This is a genomic window from Streptomyces sp. NPDC005402 (assembly GCF_040606575.1).
Lineage (GTDB): Bacteria > Actinomycetota > Actinomycetes > Streptomycetales > Streptomycetaceae > Streptomyces.
In genome coordinates this window covers 319,152-338,863 of the sequence record NZ_JBEXFB010000010.1, presented here as the reverse complement: position 1 = coordinate 338,863, position 19,712 = coordinate 319,152, and the positions used below count along the sequence as shown (strand labels likewise).

The 19,712-nt window shown below is 73.4% G+C and carries 17 protein-coding genes and 3 pseudogenes; 9 read left to right on the top strand and 11 right to left on the bottom strand.

From position 1 onward, the window contains the following. Positions 1 to 779: pseudogene (locus tag ABZT02_RS21920) on the bottom strand (Toxic cation resistance protein); the annotation flags it as partial. Positions 780 to 1,050: 271 nt separating this feature from the next. Here ABZT02_RS21920 and ABZT02_RS21915 point away from each other — a divergent pair. Next, positions 1,051 to 3,132 (top strand): PhoX family protein, encoded by a 2,082-nt coding sequence (locus ABZT02_RS21915; RefSeq protein ID WP_356019639.1) that lies wholly within the window; start codon positions 1,051 to 1,053, stop codon positions 3,130 to 3,132. A gap of 69 nt (positions 3,133 to 3,201) precedes the next feature. Here ABZT02_RS21915 and ABZT02_RS21910 read toward each other — a convergent pair whose 3' ends face one another. Genes ABZT02_RS21910 through ABZT02_RS21900 form a run of 3 tightly spaced genes read right to left on the bottom strand, consistent with a single transcriptional unit; the run spans position 3,202 to position 6,848 of the window. After that, positions 3,202 to 5,118, bottom strand: coding sequence for an FUSC family protein (locus ABZT02_RS21910; protein WP_356019638.1), 1,917 nt, complete (start codon positions 5,116 to 5,118; stop codon positions 3,202 to 3,204). Between the two features lie 22 nt (positions 5,119 to 5,140). Next, positions 5,141 to 6,091: an endonuclease/exonuclease/phosphatase family protein gene (locus tag ABZT02_RS21905; protein WP_356019636.1), complete on the bottom strand. Its 951-nt coding sequence runs from the start codon at positions 6,089 to 6,091 to the stop codon at positions 5,141 to 5,143. A gap of 10 nt (positions 6,092 to 6,101) precedes the next feature. Further along, entirely contained in the window at positions 6,102 to 6,848 is a 747-nt protein-coding gene (locus ABZT02_RS21900) for an alpha/beta hydrolase (RefSeq protein WP_356019635.1), read from the bottom strand. Between the two features lie 75 nt (positions 6,849 to 6,923). Between ABZT02_RS21900 and ABZT02_RS21895 the strand changes: the two genes are divergently transcribed. Continuing rightward, on the top strand, positions 6,924 to 8,252 hold the full coding sequence (locus ABZT02_RS21895) for a PLP-dependent aminotransferase family protein (RefSeq protein ID WP_356019663.1): 1,329 nt from the start codon (positions 6,924 to 6,926) through the stop codon (positions 8,250 to 8,252). On the opposite strand, the gene ABZT02_RS21890 is transcribed toward ABZT02_RS21895, so the two are convergent. Then, complete coding sequence (locus ABZT02_RS21890; protein ID WP_356019633.1) at positions 8,161 to 8,991, bottom strand: hypothetical protein; 831 nt, start codon at positions 8,989 to 8,991, stop codon at positions 8,161 to 8,163. The two genes, ABZT02_RS21895 and ABZT02_RS21890, sit on opposite strands and share 92 nt — an antisense overlap. Positions 8,992 to 9,140: 149 nt before the next feature. Between ABZT02_RS21890 and ABZT02_RS21885 the strand changes: the two genes are divergently transcribed. After that, positions 9,141 to 9,482: an SH3 domain-containing protein gene (locus ABZT02_RS21885; protein ID WP_356019632.1), complete on the top strand. Its 342-nt coding sequence runs from the start codon at positions 9,141 to 9,143 to the stop codon at positions 9,480 to 9,482. 60 nt (positions 9,483 to 9,542) lie between these two features. On the opposite strand, the gene ABZT02_RS21880 is transcribed toward ABZT02_RS21885, so the two are convergent. Further along, positions 9,543 to 9,971, bottom strand: a complete 429-nt coding sequence (locus ABZT02_RS21880) for a hypothetical protein (RefSeq protein ID WP_356019631.1) — start codon at positions 9,969 to 9,971, stop codon at positions 9,543 to 9,545. A gap of 113 nt (positions 9,972 to 10,084) precedes the next feature. Between ABZT02_RS21880 and ABZT02_RS21875 the strand changes: the two are divergent. After that, positions 10,085 to 10,330: pseudogene (locus ABZT02_RS21875) on the top strand (serine/threonine-protein phosphatase); the annotation flags it as partial. Positions 10,331 to 10,555: 225 nt separating this feature from the next. Next, positions 10,556 to 11,761 (top strand): hypothetical protein, encoded by a 1,206-nt coding sequence (locus ABZT02_RS21870; RefSeq protein WP_356019630.1) that lies wholly within the window; start codon positions 10,556 to 10,558, stop codon positions 11,759 to 11,761. Here the strand turns inward: ABZT02_RS21870 and ABZT02_RS21865 are convergent. Next, the gene (locus tag ABZT02_RS21865; RefSeq protein WP_356019629.1) at positions 11,758 to 12,993 is read right to left on the bottom strand and encodes an amidohydrolase; all 1,236 of its coding nucleotides are present in this window, start codon (positions 12,991 to 12,993) and stop codon (positions 11,758 to 11,760) included. The genes ABZT02_RS21870 and ABZT02_RS21865 overlap by 4 nt on opposite strands. A 217-nt stretch (positions 12,994 to 13,210) precedes the next feature. On the opposite strand from ABZT02_RS21865, the gene ABZT02_RS21860 reads away from it, so the two are divergent. Beyond that, positions 13,211 to 13,525 carry a hypothetical protein gene (locus tag ABZT02_RS21860; RefSeq protein ID WP_356019628.1) on the top strand — a complete coding sequence of 105 codons (315 nt, stop codon included), beginning with the start codon at positions 13,211 to 13,213 and terminating at the stop codon, positions 13,523 to 13,525. A gap of 39 nt (positions 13,526 to 13,564) precedes the next feature. Continuing rightward, positions 13,565 to 14,116 (top strand): tellurite resistance TerB family protein, encoded by a 552-nt coding sequence (locus ABZT02_RS21855; RefSeq protein ID WP_356019626.1) that lies wholly within the window; start codon positions 13,565 to 13,567, stop codon positions 14,114 to 14,116. A gap of 188 nt (positions 14,117 to 14,304) precedes the next feature. Here ABZT02_RS21855 and ABZT02_RS21850 read toward each other — a convergent pair whose 3' ends face one another. After that, complete coding sequence (locus tag ABZT02_RS21850) at positions 14,305 to 14,514, bottom strand: hypothetical protein (RefSeq protein ID WP_356019665.1); 210 nt, start codon at positions 14,512 to 14,514, stop codon at positions 14,305 to 14,307. A 90-nt stretch (positions 14,515 to 14,604) separates the two neighbouring features. Here ABZT02_RS21850 and ABZT02_RS21845 point away from each other — a divergent pair, with 90 nt between their 5' ends. Further along, positions 14,605 to 15,951: a tetratricopeptide repeat protein gene (locus tag ABZT02_RS21845; protein ID WP_356019625.1), complete on the top strand. Its 1,347-nt coding sequence runs from the start codon at positions 14,605 to 14,607 to the stop codon at positions 15,949 to 15,951. Positions 15,952 to 16,543: 592 nt separating this feature from the next. On the opposite strand, the gene ABZT02_RS21840 is transcribed toward ABZT02_RS21845, so the two are convergent. Continuing rightward, on the bottom strand, positions 16,544 to 17,338 hold the full coding sequence (locus ABZT02_RS21840; RefSeq protein ID WP_356019624.1) for a hypothetical protein: 795 nt from the start codon (positions 17,336 to 17,338) through the stop codon (positions 16,544 to 16,546). Positions 17,339 to 17,410: 72 nt separating this feature from the next. Between ABZT02_RS21840 and ABZT02_RS21835 the strand changes: the two genes are divergently transcribed. Then, a complete protein-coding gene (locus ABZT02_RS21835) occupies positions 17,411 to 18,109 on the top strand; it encodes an ANTAR domain-containing protein (protein ID WP_356019623.1) in 699 nt (232 codons plus the stop codon). Positions 18,110 to 18,133: 24 nt separating this feature from the next. Here ABZT02_RS21835 and ABZT02_RS21830 read toward each other — a convergent pair whose 3' ends face one another. Together ABZT02_RS21830 and ABZT02_RS21825 are read right to left on the bottom strand one after the other, a co-directional pair. Next, the gene (locus ABZT02_RS21830; RefSeq protein ID WP_356019622.1) at positions 18,134 to 18,931 is read right to left on the bottom strand and encodes a hypothetical protein; all 798 of its coding nucleotides are present in this window, start codon (positions 18,929 to 18,931) and stop codon (positions 18,134 to 18,136) included. Between the two features lie 197 nt (positions 18,932 to 19,128). Then, positions 19,129 to 19,647: pseudogene (locus ABZT02_RS21825) on the bottom strand (helix-turn-helix domain-containing protein); the annotation flags it as partial. Positions 19,648 to 19,712: the final 65 nt, after the last annotated feature.

Sequence of the window (19,712 nt, the reverse complement as noted above, 5' to 3'; positions counted from 1 at the left end):
TCCTGGGCGACCGGCTCCTTGACGACCGGCTTCTCAGCGTCCGGCTCCTGGGCGACCGGCTCCTTGACGACCGGCTTCTCAGCGTCCGGCTCCTGAGCGTCCGGCTCCTTGACGACCGGCTTCTCAGCGTCCGGCTCCTGGGCGACCGGCTCCTTGACGACCGGCTTCTCAGCGTCCGGCTCCTGGGCGACCGGCTCCTCGACGACCGGCTCCTCAGCCTCCGGTTCCTCAGCCTCCGGCTCCTCCGCAGAAGCCGCGCCCTCCGCCGTCGGCTCCTCAGCGGCCGGCTCCTCGCCGGGCACCGCGGAGGCGGCCGTCGGCTCCTCAGGCGTTGCCTTGTCGGCGGCCTGCTGCTGGTCGGACGCCTCGGGCTCTGCCGTCGGCTCCTCGGTGGGCCGCTCGGTCGCGGTCACCGCCTTCTCGGCCGACGCCGGCTCGGGCTCCGTTGCCGCGCCCGCCTTCTCCGTCGACGCCGGTTCCTCCTCCTCCGCAGCCCCCTGCTTCGGGACCGTCACCTTGTCGAAGGCGGCCGCCACCAGCTCGTGCTCGGACTCGGTGGAGAGTGTGGCGGTGCGCGGCTCGGGGACCGTGGCCGCCGCAGGCGTCGGCGTCGGCGTCGGCTCGGAGGCCGCCGCCGTCGGAGGGGTCGGCTCGGTCGCCGGGGACGGGAGCTTCGGTTCCGTCGCCTCCTGCGAAGGAACCGCACCCTCTGCCTCGGTGGCAGCGCCCTTGCGTGATCGGCCGCCGAACGCGTTCCGCAGGAGAGTGAGAATGCCCATGTGCGCAACCCTTCGCATGAGTTGTAGCCCGTCAATCCCTGGCCAGGACGGACACGTAAGGTTAGCGGCACCGGATTGCGATCTTGGGCAGGGGCGGGTGGCAGGGGCCCCGGGCGTCAAGACCTACTTCCGGACTTCACCCGCGCGTGACGTCAACTCCGCTACGTCCACCCGGGATTCATCCACCGTTCATCGCCCCGCCCCGCTCTCGCACAGACGCGCGCCTACCGTCCGTCAAGCGAGCTTCAAGGGGAAGCAAGGGGAGAGCAAAGTGCGCACACAGCTGCCGTTGATCAGCACCACTCATGGGTCGAACGAGTCGCATCCTGGTGGCCGGTCCGCCCTGACCTGCCGTTTCCGGTGTGGTGACGCCTGCTTCCACCCGGCGCCGAACACCTCCGCCAACCCGTACGTCGGCGACGTCATCGCCACCGCGCTCAGCCGCCGTTCGATGCTGCGGGCCGCCGCCGTCGTGACCGTCGCCGCCGCGGCCGGCACCGCGGGCACCGTCGTCGCGGCGCCCCCGGCCGAAGCCGCCCAGCAGGTCACGAGCAAGTCCCACCCCAAGGGCAGGGCCGCTCGCGGGCTCCGGTTCACCCCCGTCGCGCCCAACACCGCCGACACCGTGACCATCCCGGCCGGCTACGCCCAGAACGTCGTCGTCCGCTGGGGCGAGCCCATCCTGCGCGGCGCCCCCGCCTTCGACCCGGACCAGCAGACCGCCGCCGCCCAGGCCGGCCAGTTCGGGTACAACAACGACTTCCTCGCGCTGCTGCCCCTCCCGGGCGAGCGCGGCCGGCAGGTGCTCGTCGCCAACCACGAGTACACCGACGAGGTCCTCATGTTCCGCGGCTACGACGCCGCCGCCCCCACCCGTGAGCAGGTCGAGATCGCGTGGGCGGCGCACGGGCTGTCCGCGGTCGTCGTGGCGGAGAACAAGAAGAACGGCGCGCTCACCGTCGTACCCCGGCACCACCTCAACCGGCGCGTCACCGCCACCACCGAGTTCCGGCTGACCGGGCCCGCCGCCGGGTCCGACCTGCTCAAAACCTCCGCCGACCCGACGGGCCGGAAGGTCCTCGGCACGCTCAACAACTGCTCCGGCGGTACGACCCCCTGGGGCACCACCCTGCACGGCGAGGAGAACTTCAACCAGTACTTCGCCCATGCCGGCCGGGCGACGGACAAGCGGTACGGGATCGGGGCGGGCGCCAGCGAGCGCAAGTGGGAGCTCTTCGACCAGCGGTTCGACGTCGCCCGGGAGCCCAACGAGGTGCACCGCTTCGGGTACGTCGTCGAGCTCGACCCGTACGACCCCTCCTCCGCGCCCCGCAAGCACACCGCGCTCGGCCGGTTCAAGCACGAGGGTGCGACCGTGCGGCTCACGCACGACGGGCGGCCGGTCGTGTACTCCGGGGACGACGAGCGGTTCGACTACTTCTACAAGTTCGTCGGCAGCAAGCGGATGAAGCACGGGAGCTCGCGGGCCGTACGGGAGCACAATCTCTCCCTGCTCGACGAGGGGACCCTCTACGTCGCCCGGCTCACCGGTGACTCCCCCGCCCTCGAGATCGACGGGACCGGGAAGCTGCCCGCCGACGGGGAGTTCGACGGCAGTGGGGAGTGGATTGCGCTGGTCACCGCCACGGCGAAGGGGACCGTCTCGCACGTCGAGGGCATGACCGCCGACGAGGTGTGCGTCTTCACCCGGCTCGCCGGCGACAAGGTCGGGGCGACGAAGATGGACCGGCCCGAGGACATCGAGCCCAACCCGCACTCCGGCAAGGTGTACGTCGCCCTCACCAACAACACCAACCGCGGTGTCGGCGCGAACGCCCCCGCCGACGAGGCCAACCCCCGCAACGCCAACAAGCACGGCCACATTCTGGAGCTCACCGAGCGGTGGAACCGGGCCGACAGCACGAGGTTCGCCTGGACGCTGTTCCTCGTCGCCGGTGACCCGGAGGACCCGGCCACCTACTTCGCCGGGTTCCCGAAGGACGACGTCAGCCCCATCTCCTGCCCGGACAACGTGGCCTTCGATCCGCACGGCAACCTGTGGATCTCCACGGACGGCAACCAGCTGGGCTCGCACGACGGGCTGTTCGGCGTGGCCACGAAGGGCGAGCGGCGGGGTGAGCTCAAGCAGTTCCTGACCGTGCCGACCGGGGCCGAGACCTGTGGGCCGCTGGTGCAGGGGCGGCGGGTGCTGGTGGCTGTGCAGCACCCCGGGGAGATCAGCGGGGCGAGTGTGGAGAAGCCGGCGAGTACGTGGCCGGACGGGGCGGGTCGGATGGTGCGGCCCGCTGTGGTGGCTGTTTGGCGCAAGGATGGGGGTGACATCGGCGTATAGCGGCTGCGGCGCCGCTGTGGCTGGTCGCGCCCACGCGGCGGAGCCGCACATCGACACAGCCCCGCGCCCCTAGGTGGGTGCGGTGATCGCTCTTGCGGCCGCCACTTCCTGTCGTAGGGGCTCCAGAACGCTTCCCGCCGGGCCCGTCAGGTCCGTGCGGACCGCGTACAGGGTCTCCGCCTCGCGCAAGCCGTCCGCCAGCTCCCGAAGTTGGAGCACCACCTGCTCCACCTCCGCGACGGACGGGCGGGCCGCCCCGTGTCGCACCCGGACCCGCGCCGCCGTCGTCGCGTCCACGATGCGCTCCACGGCGACCACCAGAGGCCACCAGGCCGCCGCCCTGCGTCCCATGGGCGGCGGTTCGGTCAGCGCACGCTGGAACTCCGTGCGGATGACGGACAGGTCGCGGTAGAGGCGGCGGCGCGTTCGAGCCCCCGCCGCAGAGTCTCCGAACGCGGACTCCACGTAGGCCGCCGTGTCCGCCACCGCCTCCGCCAACCGGTCGCCCACCCGCGTGTGCCAGCTCTCCGGCCACAGCAGGTAACCCGCGACCAGGGCGATTCCGCAGCCCATCAGGGAGTCCAGCAAGCGGGGCATCAACAGGGCCGTGCCCTGGTGGTTGAGGACGTCCGACAGGAGCAGGATCACCGGGGTGATGGCCGCGGTCTGGTAGCCGTACCCGCGTGGGGTCAAGGCTGGGATCAGCGGGGCCAGAACCAGCATCACCGGTACGTCCCACCATCCGCGCGGCACCTGCGAGAGCACCGCCGCCGCGACCACCAGCCCGGCCACCGTGCCCAGCGCCCGCAGCAGGGCCCGCGAGAACACCGAACCGAAGTCCGGCTTCAGCACGAAGGTGATGGTCAGGGCCACCCAGTAGGAGCGGGGCACGGGGACGATGGAGACCAGCGCCTGGGCCAGCCCGATGCACAGCGCCAGCCTGAGCCCGTAACGCCAGGACGCCGCCGACAAAGCCACGTTGCGCGCCGCGCGGGCGGCCCGGACTTCGAGCGCGGCCGGGCGGCCGAGGCGGTCGTCGATGCCGCGCGGGTCCACGTCCGGTACGGCGACGACCTCGGCCGCGTGGCGCAGCGCGTGGTCGACGGCCCGGGCCGTCTCCGACACCGGAACCGGCAGACGCAGGCCTATGGGGCCCGTGTAGCCCGTCTCCACCGCCCCGGCGAGGTGGCGGACCGCCTCGGGGATCTCCGGCGCCAGCGGTCTGCCCGACAGGTGGGCCGCCGGGGCCGCCTCCACCACCGGGGTGATGGCGTTCAACTGGGCCAGCAGACGGGTCAGTTCGGGGCTGCGGCCGTGGTGGCGGGCGCGCCGGGCGAGGACGAGGTCGTACGACTGGTTCAGGGACCGGGTGACGGCATGCCGTGCCTCGTCGTACTCCGCACGGCCGCAGGCGGCCATCAGGTCGGCCACCGTCCGGTACGTGTCCGCGACCGCCGTCCGTTCCGGCACCCCGGATCTGAGCGGCCAGGCGAGCAGGGCCAGCAGCAGGACGAGCAGCCCGCCGCCGGTCATCAGCAGCGGGGCCAGCCACCAGTCGCCCGGCATCGGCAGGCCCGCGCCCACCACGGAGTTCAGCAGCAGGAGCAGTCCCGAGACCGAGGCGACCGCGCCGATCGTCGAGATCATCCCGGAGACGAGGGCGACGCCGGTGACCGCCCAGACGGCGAGCCACCCGCGGCCGTACACCAGTGAACCGAGGGTCACGCCAACCGCGCCGAACAGCTGCGGGATCGCGATGTTGAGGATCCGCATGCGGTACGCGTCCGCGGTGTCGCCGATGACCCCGGAGAGGGCGCCCATGGAGGCGAGGGCGCCGTACAGGGGCCGGTCGACCCAGAGGCCGATCGCCAGGGGGAGGGTCATCGCGATCGCCGCGCGGGCCACGGCGGGCCGGTTGACGGGGGCCTGTTGCGGTTGGAGGTTCCGGACCAGCCAGTCGGGCGGGGTGAGGCCGATGCGGGACATGAGGTCATTATGAACACCCAGGTCAACCGGGCCCGTGCAGAGTGATGGCCACCAGCAGGGCACGGTGGTCGGTGTCCGTCAGGTGCAGGAAGCGGGCGTCGCTCGCGGAGAAGTCCGCCGACACCAGCACGTGGTCGATCTGCGCGCCGATCACCGGGGCGGTGCGGGCCGGCCAGCTGGGCGTGCGGCCGGAGCCGGCGAGGCGGGCCGCGTCGCGCAGTCCGGTGTCGAGGATCGCGCGGAAGGCCGCGTGGTCCTGGGAGGCGTTGAAGTCGCCGGCCAGGACGGTGGGCGCCTGGTGCGCGGCAGCGGCGAAGTTCCGGAGTCGCCCCAACTCGCTTCGCCAGAGGTCCAGTTGGCTGGGCAGCGGGGGCATCGGATGCGCGAGTTGCAGCCGTACGGGGTGGCCGCGCATGTCGGCGACGGCCCCGGGCATGCCCATGGTGCTGTCCGGGATCCCGGCGGCGGGCTTCAGGGGGAAGCGGCTGAGGACGACGGACCCCGTCGAGCCGCCGCCCGCCACGGACCGCCGGTACGGGTAGACCTCGGACAGGGACCGGCTCAGCGTCGCCGAGCAGCCGTACTCGCACTCCTCCACGAACACGATGTCCGGCTTCTCCTCGCGGACCGCGGTGACGAGGGCGTCGGTGGCCCGGCCGAACTCGACGTTCGAGGTCAGGACGCGGAAGGAGGCGAGCACCCGCCCGTCCGGTTCGGTGCCCGTGCCGTAGGGCGCGATGAACCACGCCAGCAGACCGAGGACCACGCCCGCCCAGATCGTCCCGGGCCACCAGCGGGTGAGCAGGGCGAGGGCCAGGCCCGCCGCGGCGGGCGCGAGCAGCCAGGGCAGGAAGGCGAGGAGCTGGGGGACGGGGGTGATGCCGTCCGTGTCGGCGAGCCGGCATCCCAGGATCACGCTCACGGCGGCGAAGAGCAGGGCGGCGGTGCGGATACCGAGTCTTCGGCGGGTCACCGTCCCGAGCCTACGAGCGGGCGTCGACCTTCGCCAGGAACTCCCCGAGCACGGCGTTGAACTCCCCCGCCCGTTCCAGGTTCGGCAGGTGCGCCGCCCCCTCGAAGACGTGCAGCTCCGACTCCGGGAGCACCGTGTGCATGGCCTCGGCGTCGGCGACCGGTGTGTAGGTGTCGTCGGCGCCCACGGCCACCAGCGCCGGGACCGTGACCCGGGTGAGCAGCTCCCGGTAGTCGGGGCGGGCGGCGCGGGCGCGCAGGGCCGCGGCGGCGGACTCGGGACGAGTGGCCGTCATCATGCCGTGGACGTGTGCCTTGACCTCGGGGGAGGCGTACGGTGCGACCATCTTCTCCAGCACCTCGTCGGCGTACCCGCGCATCCCCTCGCGCTCCAGCCGGTCCGCCATGGCGTGCCGGACCTTCACGCCCTCGGGGGTCTCCGCCGCCGGGAAGGTGTCGGCGAGGACCAGGCCCCGGATCCGCTCGGGGAAGAGCCGGTAGCAGTCCATGGCGATCTGGCCGCCCATGGACAGGCCCGCCAGCACGCAGGCCCGCACGTCCAGTTCGTCCAGCAGAGCCTCGATGTCCCGCGCGAACTGCTCGAAGCGCTCGACGTCCGCAAGCGCCGCCGCGCCGCCGTACCCGCGCAGATCCGGGGCGAGAACGCGGCGGGAGGCGGAGAACGCCTCGATCTGCGGGCGCCACATCGTGTGGTCGAAGGGGTGGCCGTGGACCAGGACCAGGGGGGTGGGCGTCATGACTCCGACCCTAGGTCGGCCCGGCTTCTCGGTGCAATAAAATCTTTGCCCTCAGTGCAATCGCAGGGGGTCCTCGTGCACGACTACCGGCGTATCGCCGACCGCATAGCCGCCGACATCACCACCGGACGGCTCCGCCCGGGCGAACGGCTGCCCCCGCAGCGGAAGTTCGCGCGTCGGCACGGGATCGCCGCGTCGACGGCGGAGCGGGCGTACGGCGAACTCGTCCGGCGGGGACTGGTCGTCGGCGAGGTGGGCCGGGGCACCTTCGTGCGGGCCACCGCACCCGTGCGGCCGGGCAGGGGGCTTATCGAGGACGCGGGGACGCCCGTCAACCTGGAGCTCAACTACCCGTCCGTCGAAGGCCAGTCCGAGCTGCTCGCCGACGCCCTCGCACCCCTGCTGCGCCCCGACGTCCTGACCGAGGCCCTCCGCCCGGCCGCCGCCACCGGTACGCCGGCCGCGCGCGAGGCCGTCGCCGCCCTGCTCGCCACCCCCGGCTGGCGGCCCGACCCGTCCCGGATCCTCTTCACGGGCAACGCCCGCCAGTCCGTCGCCGCCGCCCTCGCCTCCCTGGTGCGGCCGGGCGGCCGGCTCGGCGTCGAGGAACTGACGTATCCCGTGGTCAAGGACATCGCGGCCCGGCTCGGCATCACGCTGGTGCCGCTGGCCACGGACGAGGACGGTCCGCGTCCCGAGGCGGTGGCCGCCGCCCACCGCACGGCTCCCCTGTCGGCCCTCTATGTGCAGCCGACCCTGCACAACCCGACCTCCGTCACCATGAGCGCCGGGCGCAGGCGTCAACTCGCCGCCGTCGTGGGTGACTTGGACATCCCCGTCGTGGAGGACCGCATCTGGTCGTTCCTGGCGGAGGCCGACGACCCCTTCGCCGTGCACGCCCCCGCCCTCACCCACGTCGTCGACGGTCTGTCCAAGCGGGTCGCGCCCGGGCTCACCGTCGGCTTTCTCGTCGTACCGCGGGAGCGGGCGGATACCGTGGCGGACGCCGTCCGGTCCGGGGGGTGGAGTGCGGGGCGGTTCGCGCTGGAGGCGGGGACGCGGTGGACGGTGGACGGCACCGTGGCGCGGCTGGTCGAGGCGAAGCGGGCCGACGCGGCGCGCAGGCAGCGGGTGCTGGCCGAGTGCCTGGAAGGGTTCGCCGTACGGTCCGATCCGCGCGCCTACTACGCCTGGTGGGAACTCCCGGTCCCCTGGCGGGCGGACACCTTCACCGCCGCCGCGGCGGCGCTCGGTATCGCGCTCACGCCCGGCCCCTCCTTCACCGTCGACCCGAGCCGCACCCCGAACACGGTCAGGCTTGGGCTCGCGTCGACTGCTGTGCCGGATCTGGAACGGGCGCTGCGGACCCTCGCCGGCCTGGCGGCAAGCCGTAGCGACCGGTGAGCCGGCAGGTCAGAGCCACCGCCAGACCGACGGCCACCAGCAGCCAGGAGACCGTGCGCAAGGTGCCCGTCAGTGCGTCGTAGACGGCGCCCGCGGCCGGGCGGCGCACCGGGTCGGGCAGGTCGGTCAGGGTGAGATGGCGGCCCACGGCGACGGCGAGGCCCAGCAGCGCGCCGCCGAGCGCCGTGCCGAGGGCGGTCGCGGTGAGGGCGCGGCGGCGGCAGGCGGCGACCGCGATGCCGGCGACGGCGAGGGCGGCGGCCGTGACGGGCAGCCAGAAACCGGCGACTTCGAGCACGTCGTAGCCCTTCCGGAGACGGTCCAGTTCGGAGGCCGGGAGCACGGCGACCTCGGTGCGGGGCAGGGTGACCCGGTGCTCCACCCGGGCGGCGAGGGGGGCGATGTCGACGGTCACCTCGTGATGGCCGCCCTCCCGGACGGCTCTCAACACCGCCTGGTGGACGGTCCTGTTGCCTTCGTCCCACGCGGTCCCGAAGGCCCGGGTCCGGGTGAGGGCGCGGACGAAGGGCCGTACCGGTTCGCCGACCTCGCCCTCCACCGCGTCCGCGACGCTGTCCCGCACGGCGGGGTCGGTGGCGAGCGGTGCCATCGCCGTGACGTACCGGCCCGTGTCGGCGAGGCCGTACGCCGCCCAGGCCGCCAGCGCGCCGAAGGGCACCAGAAGGCAGGCCAGGGCGATCAGGGCGGCCGACAGAACGTCACGGACACGGGAGGTCACCCTTCCAGGCAAAACCGTCGCGGGCGGACGCGCGAGCCGTGGAGCGGAGGATTGCGCCCTCCGGTGGAGGGTTCACCCGAACGGGTGTCTCATGGATCAAGGGAGATCGGGGATGGGGGATCGCGAATCGGGGAGAAGGAGGCCGGTTCATGCGCACCCACACAGCCCTGCGGACCCTGGCTGTCGCCCTGTTCACCGGCGCGACGCTCACCGTCACCGCGACGGGCACCTTCGCGGCGGCAGCCCCGCCCACGTACGCCGAAGGACACGGTGGCGGCGGTCCGGTCCGGGGCACCGTCGTCTCCCGCACCGCGGTCGACGTGCGGGCGGCGCCCACCACGCACTCCGCCGTCGTCCACCGGCTCGCGCCGGGCAGCCGGGACCGGATCGCGTGCATGGTCCGCGGGCAGAGCGTCAACGGCAACCCGTACTGGTACTGGTTCACCGGTGCCCGGGGCTGGGTCAGCGCGGCGTTCGTCGGGCGGAGTTGAGGGAAGCCGGGGACCCCGGCCGCTTCCGGCCGGGGTCCTGCCGGGGTCCGTGCGCGTCCGTCAGCGGATGCGGTTCCCCTCGCCGTCCTCGCGTGTGTAGTAGCGGTAGAAGAACACGACGAAGATCCCCGCCGCGACCGCGAGCCCGAGGGCCGTCGAGCGCAGCACGCTCTCTCCCGTCTGGCTGTACAGGAACCCGACGGCCGCCCCGGCGAAGCCGGACTTCACGGCCGAGTGGAGTTCCCGCTTCAGCAGCGGGGCGAACGTCGCCACGCCGACGCACAGCACGATGAACGCGACCGCCGTAACACAGCCGAACAGCACGTTCCAGCCGGTGATCGGCCCGCCGTCACGGCGGTTCGCCGCGGCCCAGTAGCCGTAGACCAGCCCGAGCACGACCGGGATGCCGTACCTGGCGGCCCTGTGCACCTTGGCGCTGAAGACATCGGGTGTCCGGGCGAACCCGCCCGCGGGTGCCGCATGAGCCATGAGAGCACTCCTCTCTCTCCACCCCGCTACGCCCCCGACTACCAGAGCACACCTGCCAAGGGGCCCTGGCAAGTCGAATGGCGGCGAGAGGCCCACCGTGTTTCGCCGGCCCCATGAGCGGTGTCGGCCGGGGACAGGTGCTCCGTGTCCGCGGCCACAGTGTCGCCTGGGTGCCGCCCCTCCTGCTGCCGGCCGCGATCACCGCGATCGACTACAACACGGCCGCCGAGTTCCGGATGATCTCCTGGGTCGTCCTGGTCCCCGGCATCGCGGCCGCGATCTGCGGGGTCCCCGGCACCGCCGCCTTCGCCGCGCTCGCCCTGGTCACCTACGTCATCGCCGACGGCTCCTGGCCGCACCGGTCGACCCGACAGCCGTCGAACCCCGCCGTCCGGTGGCCCTCGTCCGTGACGGCACCCGCGGGCACCGCGGCGGAAGACTGCTCGACGACACCACCGTCTTCGCGGTGCGCCGGGCCGACGAGCGGGCAGGAAAGGGACGTTTGTCGCCCTGAGAACTCCCCTTCGCAGCCGCAGCGGTTACCGTGCTGCCGTAAGTGATCGACGGGGGATGGGGAGGGACCGATGCCCGGAACCGTGCTGCTGCTCGCCGCCTCACCGGTGGGCAAGAGCCGTCTGGTGGACGCGGCGTCCGCGCTTCCCGTCCTCGCGGCGGTGCCGCCGGCCGTGCTCTCCGGCACCGACACCGCCAACGTCGTCGAGCTTGCCGACCCCCTGGAACCGCAGGCCGTCCTGACCCGCCTGCGCGCCGTCGCGGCCACCCCGGGCCCGCTCACCGTCTTCATCGCGGGCCAGCTCGCCCTGGACCGCCGCCAGCACCTGCCCCACCTGGCGCTGGCCCGCACGACCCCGGCCACCGTGCGCTACACCGCGCTGCCGTGGCAGTGGATCCGCGAGGAGTTCCGGCTGCGTTCCCCGGGGTCGACGACGCTCTTCCTCGACCTGCACGCCGACACCGACACCTGGGGGTGGCTGGGGGCGCACGCGCTCGACTCCGGCCGCAACAACGCGGTGTTCGGGCGGATCGCGCCGCCGCCGTCCCGGCGCACGGTGGCCGTGCCGGCGTACATGAAGACGATCGCGACGATTCTGCGCAGCGGGTACCGGCCCGCCGAACCGGAGTTGCATCAGCAGGCGTTCGGACGGCTGGGCAGCGACGCGTACGGGGATGTGGTCCTGACCGTGCCGCCGGTGCCGGTGGCCGCACCCGGTGGCTTCGCCCCCGGACCCCCCTATCGGCCCGAACCGCCTCGTCCTCGCACTCCCCCGGAGGGCGGATCCCCGGACGGGTCGGTGCGTGCGGGCCGGGCCCCTCAGCCGGCGGCCGTCCGTCCTCCCCAGCCGCAGGACCCCCACGTCCAGGTCACCGCCGCCGTCCAGGCCGGCCGCCACCAGGAGGCCGACGCGATCGCCCTGGCGCACGAGCAGGCCGCCACCCGCGCCCACGGCCCCGCCTCCGAGCAGGCCCTGCACTGGTCCGAGGTCCGGGCGGATCTCGCGATGTTCGCCAGGGACTCGGCGCGCAGCTGCCGGATCTGGCTGACGGTGGCCGAGACCCGGCTGGCCGCCGGGCAGGCCCCGGACTCGCCGGCCGTGGAGAAGGCCGTCGACCGGGCCCACCACCAGTGGGGCCAGGTGCGCGACAAGTCCCGGGCGCAGGAACTCGGCGCGCTGCTCGCCCAGTTGCGCACCCGCGTCCCGGGACGCCGCCCCGGCGCCCTGGAGAACGTGCGGAAGCAGCTGAGTGAGTTGCAGGCGACGCCGTTCTAGCCGAGCATCGCGAGCGCCCCCGACACCAGCGTCAGCACCCCCGGCGCCACCGTCGACAGGTCCGGGGCGAAGTGGGGGCTGTGGTTGCTGGGGACGGCGTCGAACTTCTCCATCAGGTCCGCGCCCGGCGCCGCGTCCCAGGTCGCGGCCGGGGTGGAGGTCACGAACCAGTAGGAGTACGGGACTTCGCCGACCGCGAGCTCCGAGAAGTCCTCGCTGGCCATCGCCGGGCCGGAGTCGAAGACGGTGTCGGTGCCGAAGACCTCGCGGTGCACGGCGGCGATCCGGTGGTCGGTCTCGGGGTCGTTGACCGTCACCGGGAACGAGCCGCCCAGGGTCACCTCGGGCTCACGCGGGCAGCCCGCCGCATGGCACTCGCCCTCGGCGATCCGGCGGATCGCGGCCAGCATCCGGTCCCGGACCGCCTCGGACTGGGTGCGCAGGTTGAGGGAGATACGGGCGGTGGACGGGATGATGTTCGCCGCCGTGCCCGCCTCGATCCGGCCCACCGTCAGGACCGCCGCCTCGCGCGGCTTGATCTCCCGGCTGACGACCGTCTGCAGACGCGTGACGAGGTACGCGGCCGTGACGACCGGGTCGACCGTCGTCTCGGGGCGTGAGCCGTGCCCGCCCCGCCCGTGCACCACGATCTCGACGTCCGTCGTCGCCGACATGATCAGCCCGGGCACGTGCGGGTACAGCCCGGCGAGCCCCGGGGCCACATGCTGGCCGAGCAGCACGTCCGGGCGCGGGAAACGGTCGTAGAGCCCGTCGGCGACCATCGCGGCCGCCCCGCCGCCGGACTCCTCGGCGGGCTGGCCCACCAGGAGCAGCGTCCCGGACCAGGCGTCCCGGCCGTCCGCGAGCGCCTTCGCCGCCCCCGCGAGCCAGGTCACATGCAGGTCGTGCCCGCAGGCGTGCATCACCCCGGGCGTCCGGGAGGCGTACGGCAGCCCGGTCTGCTCCTCGACCGGGAGCGCGTCCATGTCGGCGCGCAGCAGGACGGTGGGCCCGTCGCCGTTGCGCAGAACGCCCACGACACCGGTGCGGCCGATGCCCTCGGCCGTCTCGAAGCCGGCCGCCTTCAGCCGCTCGGTGAGCCGGGCCGCCGTGCGGTGCTCCTCGAACGACAGCTCGGGGTGGCGGTGCAGGTCCCGGTAGAAGTCCTCCAGGCCGGGGACCGGGAGGTCGGCGGTGAGCTCCAGCGCGGTACGGGCGGCGGCAGACGTCATGGGGGCAGCGTAGGCGCCGGGGCCCGCGGGGCACGGGGAAGCGGCCGCCGACGCCGAGCCGGTGCCGGTGTCGGCGACGAGGGGGTCGTCCGTCGACGTGGGGAGTGGGAGTCGGCGGCCCCGGTTGGGGGCGTGGGTCAGAAGGCGAGGACCGCCGGCCCGACACCGCGGGGCCGTCTCCGCGCTCCCCTTCAGCCCCGGTGGCCGCACCCTCGCCGTGGCCGGAGACGCCGGCAGCCTCCAGCCCTGGGACGTCTCCACCCTCCAGCCGCTCGGCGGCCCGCTGACCACCCCGGGCGAACGGATCGACGCCCTCGCCCTCGGCCCCGGCGGCAGCATCCTGTACGTGGGCAGCGCACACCTTCCGCTCCAGCGGTACGCCGTCACCGCCGACCACGCGATCACGCGCGGGTGCGCCCGCGCGGGCGGCGGGCTGAGCCGGGCGCGGTGGCGGACGTACATTCCCGACGGCGGGTACCGGGAGATCCGCCGAGGTGACTTGGTGGAACCTTTACCCGGGGGTGTCCGTTGACCGGGTGAGATCACTCAGACGAGTACCGAGGTGACGTCAATGGCACTGTTCGACCGGCTCAAGGACCAGGCCAAGAACCTGCAGCAGCAGGCTCAGAGCGGGCGCGGCACGACGACCGGCGGGCACGGACAGGGCAGCTCCCGCGGCGGTTCGCGCGCCCAGCTCGTCGGCGTGCTGAAGACCCAGCTCGGCTCCCTGAAGACCGAGCTGAAGAGCGGCGCGTACCGGGACGCCAGCATGGCGATGTGTGCCCTGGTCGCGGCCGCGGACGGCCAGGTGGACGCGGCCGAGATGCAGCAGATGGAGTCGCTCATCCTCGGCAACGAGGTGCTGCAGAACTTCCCGCCGGAGCAGCTGCGCACCCGTTTCCACAAGCATGTGGACCAACTGACCCGCAACTTCCCGCAGGGCAAGGCCGAGGCGCTCCAGGAGATCGCCAAGGCCGCCAAGAAGCCCACCGAGGCACGCGCGGTGATCCAGACCGGCATCGTCATCGCCGGCGCCGACGGCCACTTCTCCCAGGCGGAGCAGGCGGTCCTGAGGGAGGCCTGCACGGCCCTCGGCGTCCCGCCGGCGGAGTTCCAGCTCTGAGCAGCCGCTCCACGATTCCGGGATACTGACCTTCGAAGCCACCGACACCGACGACGGCGCCCTGGATCTTCCTGGCCATCGGTCACTACCTAGCAGCCGTACGGAACGCTCCTCGTCGTCACCACGGAACTCGGTGCCTGGAAGCTCGACACGACTGAGCTGCCAGACCGGCTGAGCCGGCGAACGGCTCAGCCCGAGGCGGGCCCGGCCGCGTGCTGCGGCTGGGCGGCCCGCTCCTCGGCCGGGTGCGGTCCCGCCGCCTTCGCTGGTCCCGCGTTGGCCGCGAGGACCAGGGTGGCCACGGCCACGACCGCGGCGGCGAACCCCCTGGCGTAGCGCGCGGTGGTGCTGGTGCGTTCGAGCACGGCGACCTCGCAGCGGTGGCGGTGATTACCCATGGCGGTGACGGTGTATTAAGCAGGGTTAATACGCCGTTTAACCTAGGGGCTGCGAGAGCCGAACGGCAAGAGGGGCTTGGGGAGTTGGCCATGTCGGAGCGGGACGACCCGGGCGTCATCGGGCGACGGGTGCAGCAGCTGCGGGTCGACCGCGGGCTGACACAGAAACAGCTGGCCGAACCGGCCTACACACCGGCCTACATCTCCACCCTGGAGTCCGGGCGGGTACGGCCCTCCGACGACGCACTCCGGCATCTCGCCGACCGCCTCGGCGTCGGCTTCGAGGAACTGGCCACCGGCCGCCCGGCCCGTCTCGTCACCGATCTGCGGCTCCGCCTCACCGAGGCCCAGCGCACCCTCGCCACCGGAGAGGCCGAGGAATCCGCCACGCAGTACGCCGCTCTGCTCGCCGAGGCCGACGCGCTCGACCTCGCCGAGGTGCGGGCCGCGGCCCTGCTCGGGCTCGGGGAGTGCGCCGTGGAGACGGGCGAACTCGGCGCCGCCCGCCAGTACTTCGAGCGGTCCGAGCAGGCCCTCGGCGACGACGTGCCGCTGCCCGCCCGCGTCCCCGCCCTGCGTGGACGCGCCCTCTCCCACTACCTCACCGGTGAACTCCGCTACTCCGTCTACCTGTTGGAATCCACCATCGACGAGCTCAACCGCGGTGGCCTCCACGACCCCGACGCCCTGCTGCTCCTCTACGCGAGCGTCATCGGCCCGTACATGGACATGGGCGCCCACGCCCGCGCCGCCCAGGCCGCCGAACTCGCCCTCGCGCTCGCCCCGCGATCCGGCGACCCCGCCCTCGTCGCCCGGATGCACCGCTCCGTCGCCCGCACCCTGCTCGCCGAGGGGCGCCTCGCCGAGGCCGACGCCTCCCTCGCCAAGGCCGCCGAACTGTACCGGCAGCTCCAGCTCCGCACCGAACTCGCCAACTGCCACTGGATGCGTGGATACGTCTACGCCCAGAACGGCGAACTGGAGCGCGCCGAGGCCGAGTTGAGGCAGGCGCTCGCCATGCTGTCCGCCAAGCGGGCCGCCCTCTACTCCAGCCAGGCCGCCGTCGAACTCGCCGACGTGCTGCACCGGCGCGGCAAGTCCGACGAGGCCGCCGCCCTGCTCCACGACGTGCTCAGCGACCTCAGTTCCGAACGCGGCGCCCTGCACTCCGCCGCCGCCCACCGCCTCCTCGGGATCATCGCCGAGGACGCCCGGGACACCGAGGCCGCCGAGGAGCACTACGTCCGCGCCCTGAGCCTCCTGGAGCGGGCCGGCGCCGCCGGAGACCTGGCCGACCTGTGCCGGCTGCTGGGCGATCTGCTCCGCCGTACGGGAAGGGTCGAGGCGGCGCTGGACGCGTACCGCACGGGCCTCGGACACCGTACGGCCCCCGGCACCACCACCCTCGGACCGGCGCCCGCACAGCCGCCCCTCTAACGATTCCGGGCCTGCGCGCAGGTATGTCCGGTTAGCCTGCCCGGGAACATTCGCGGGGCGGGCGGGACAGGGCGCGTGGAGAACCAGAGGACGGTGGCCGGCCGTAGCGCGGGCCCCGCCGGTCGACACCTGGGTCACCGTCACCGGCACCTGGCAGCCCAAGGGCCGGCTCGGCACCGACGGCGCCTGGCCGCCGGTCGTGGACGCGAGCGCGGTGCGGCGGCCGCCCCGGCGGATCCGTACGAGAAGCGCTGAACCGGGTGCCGGGGCGGCCGCCGTCTCCGTCGGTGGACGGCGGCCGCCCCGGTGGGGGCACGCGCCCTGACGCGCGGTCCTCCCGGAAGGTCCCCGGCCCGCTCGGGACGGCGGGAGGCGCCCCGGTCGGCGTCGCGGGAACAGGGACGTAGGACATGGCACGGCTGGGGTCGGTGGGGAGAGGGACGGGCGGGGGCGCACGGGCGGCTCCGGCACGGGTCGTCGCTGTGCGGCCGCTCCCTGACCGTCACCGAAGACCGTAGTGAATGGCTGTGCGGTCTGTGAAGGGCGCAGGAGAGGACGCGGAGGTCCGGACCACCGGAGACCCTTCACTCGGTCAGGTCGGCGCAGGAGCGCTGGTCGGCCGGACAGGTCCCGTGTCCTGAGCGTTTCGCCCAGTGGACGAGGGGTAGCCGGGCGGTGCCCCTGGGCGGTACGCCACGAGCGGCGCCCCCGCCCCCGGTGAGCCTGCTCGGGGGCCGATGACGGACAGCCCGCTTTGGCGAAGGAGGCGGTGACCGTGCGGCCCAGGGACGACCGCGGCGACGCCCATGGCGACGAGCCCGGTCCGTTCGCCGGGGCGGCGGGCGGCGACGCCGGCGCCGACTCGTTCGAAACGCCGAGGACCGAACCGCGCCGACCGGGGCACGAGGCGGAACGCGAAGGCCAGGGCGGACGGGAGCGGGACCGCGGCGGTGGGCGTGAACGTGGCGGCGGCGGTGGACGCGGGCCTGGCGGCGGGCCAGAGCGCGGGGTCGGGCGTGAGCGCGAGACGCCGGGACGTGACCGTGGGAGCGGCCAGGAGGGCGGGGTCGGGCGGGATCACCAGGTCGGGTGGGAGTGGGAGGCCGGGCAGGACCGCGACAGCGGGCGGGAGCGTGAGGTTGGTCGGCAGCACGGGGTAAGGCGCGAGGCCGAGGTCGGCCAGAACCGCGTAGCCGGACTCGGCCGCGAAGCCAACCACGGCCGCCAAGCCGGTCACGACTACGAATCCGGACCCGGCCGCGAAGCCCGCCAGAAACGCGAAAACGCCCCCGATCGCCAAGCCGACTCCGTTCAGGACCGCGACCCCGCCCAGAACCGCGATCCCGGACCCGGTCACGACGCCCGCCACGGTCACGACGCCCGCCACGGCAACGAAACCGCTCCCCGCAACGAAACCACTCCCGGCAACGAAACCGCACCCCACCCCCCGCAGGACCACGTGCGGGCCTCCGATGTGATCGCGGCGGGGGTGCGGGGCGCCGGCCCCGCGGAGATCCCGGGCAAGCTGTGTGTGGCCGCCGTGGAGTTGCTGCCCGTGGCCGGTGCGAGCGTGTCGTTGCGCAGCAACGGCATGCCCGTCCAGCTCAGCGCCAGCAGTGACCGGGCCGCTCAACTGTCGGACATCCAGGCCACCCTGGGCGACGGCCCCTGCACGGCCGCCGCGGCGGCCGGCGCCGCCGTGTTCGCCACCGATCTGACGTCCGGCCGGGACGCGGGCCGCTGGCCGGTCTTCGCCCAGCAGGCCACCGCCGTCGGGATACGGGCGGTGTACTCGATGCCGCTCGGCAACGACACCGTGTGCGTGGGCACCCTCGACCTCTACCGCGACGCCCCCGGTGAACTCACCCGGCGTGAACTGCGCGTCGCCGAGCTCGTGGCCAGCGTCATGACGGTGGCCCTGATGGCCCTGCCCCGGCGGGAGGAGAGCGGCCCCGACGGCGACGACCTCTGGCTCAGTGGCCTGGCCAGCACGCACGACGAGGTGTACCAGGCCGTCGGCATGATCATGGTGCAGCTCGGCGTCGATTCGGACGAGGCCCTGGCCCGGCTGCGCGCGCACGCCTTCGCGTACGGCCGCACCGCGCTCGAGGTGGCGCACGACGTGGTCTGGCACCGGAAGCGGTTCGACCGGGACTGACAGCTGGAGTGACCCCTCACGACCTCACACCTCCACGCGCCCCTGCCTCCTCACCTCCGTCAGCCGCTCGGCGCCCAGCTGTACGGCCGCCTGTGTGGCCTCCGTCTGCACGTCGCCGAAACCGCCGTTCGTCACACTGATCGCGTCCTCCCCCACGCGGAGCGCGGCGACGTCCAGCGCGAGCGTGGTCGGGGCGCCGTCCGGCGACTGCCCGGTCAGCAGGACCCGCAGCCCCTGCCGGGCATTCCCCGCCTCCGGCAATGGCATCACGGTGACCTGCACGCCCAGGACGGCCCCCGTGGTCGTGGTGGCCGCGAACTGCGAGCACTTCCGCGGAAGGCTCTTGAGCCAGGCCAGGGTCTTGTCGATCTCCGCCGGTGGACGCGCGAGCACCTGATACCGCATCTGCGCCTGGTTCCACACGTCGTCCATCCCGACGACCGCCCGGGGTTGGGCGCCGGCCCCGAACAACTCGTCCGCGTACAGCGCGTCGAGCAGCCGCTGACACTCCCGCCGGTCGGCCTTGGCCTTCAGCACTCCGTCGTGCCAGGTGGCCACGCCCTGGGTCGGCGTCCAGGGCTCACCGAGGTCCGCGTAGGTGATGAGCGCGGCCTGCGCCATGGCCTCGGTGAGGGCCGAGGACGCGGCGGGAGACGCCGTGGGAGACGCCTTGGGAGACGGCGGAGGCGCGCTGCTGGGCGGCGTGATCGGTGGCTTGGGGGCGGTGGGGGGAGTGGAGAGCGCGGAACAGGCGGTGGCGGCCAGGAGCCCGGAGAGGGCGAGAGCGGAGGCGGCGGCGCGGGCGGCGCGGGGCGGGGTCATGGTTCCAAGTGATCACCGGGTACACCGAGGTCACCAGTGGTCTGGGCCGTACGGGTTAGGGGGGTGTGTCGAGCCGCGTCTACGACCCCCGCCGATCCACCCCGTCCCCCACGTCCACCACCTGCAACCCCGTCCACCGTCTCCCTCGCCTTCACCGTGTCCATCGCCTCCACCACCTCCACCACCTCCACCACCTCCAGCACCTTCATCGCCTCCTCGCAGGCCAGCCCGATCGGGTCGGCGAAGACGCGCAGCCCGTGGGCGACCAGTGCGCCCTCGTGCAGCAGCATGAGCGTGCGGGCCTGTCCGGGGGCCAGGTCGGTGAAGAGCCGGAGCATCCACTGCTTCTGGCCGGTGATGACGGTGTACGCCGGGTGGGCGGGGTCGCTGATCTCGGCGTGGGCGTTGACCATGGCGCACCCCTTGGGACTGCTGTCGTCCATCCACTCCCGAGAGGCGTCGAAGATCGCGCGGACCCGGTCGGCGGCTCCCGGCCCCGCCGCCTCCAGCCGCTCCATGACGTACGTCCGCCAGCGCTCGTCCCGGTCGGCGAGGTACTCCACGACGATCTGCTCCTTGGAGCCGAACCGGTCGTAGAGCGTCTTCTTCGTCACCCCGGCCTCGGCGGCGATGAGGTCCACGCCGACCGCGTGGATGCCGCGCTCGTAGAACAGCCGGGACGCCGCCGCGAGGGCGCGCCGGGCGCCGGGGGTCATGCCGATGCGCCGGACTTCGTGTGTTTGGTCTCCCACCCCGCCCACTATACCGATCTGTATAGTGG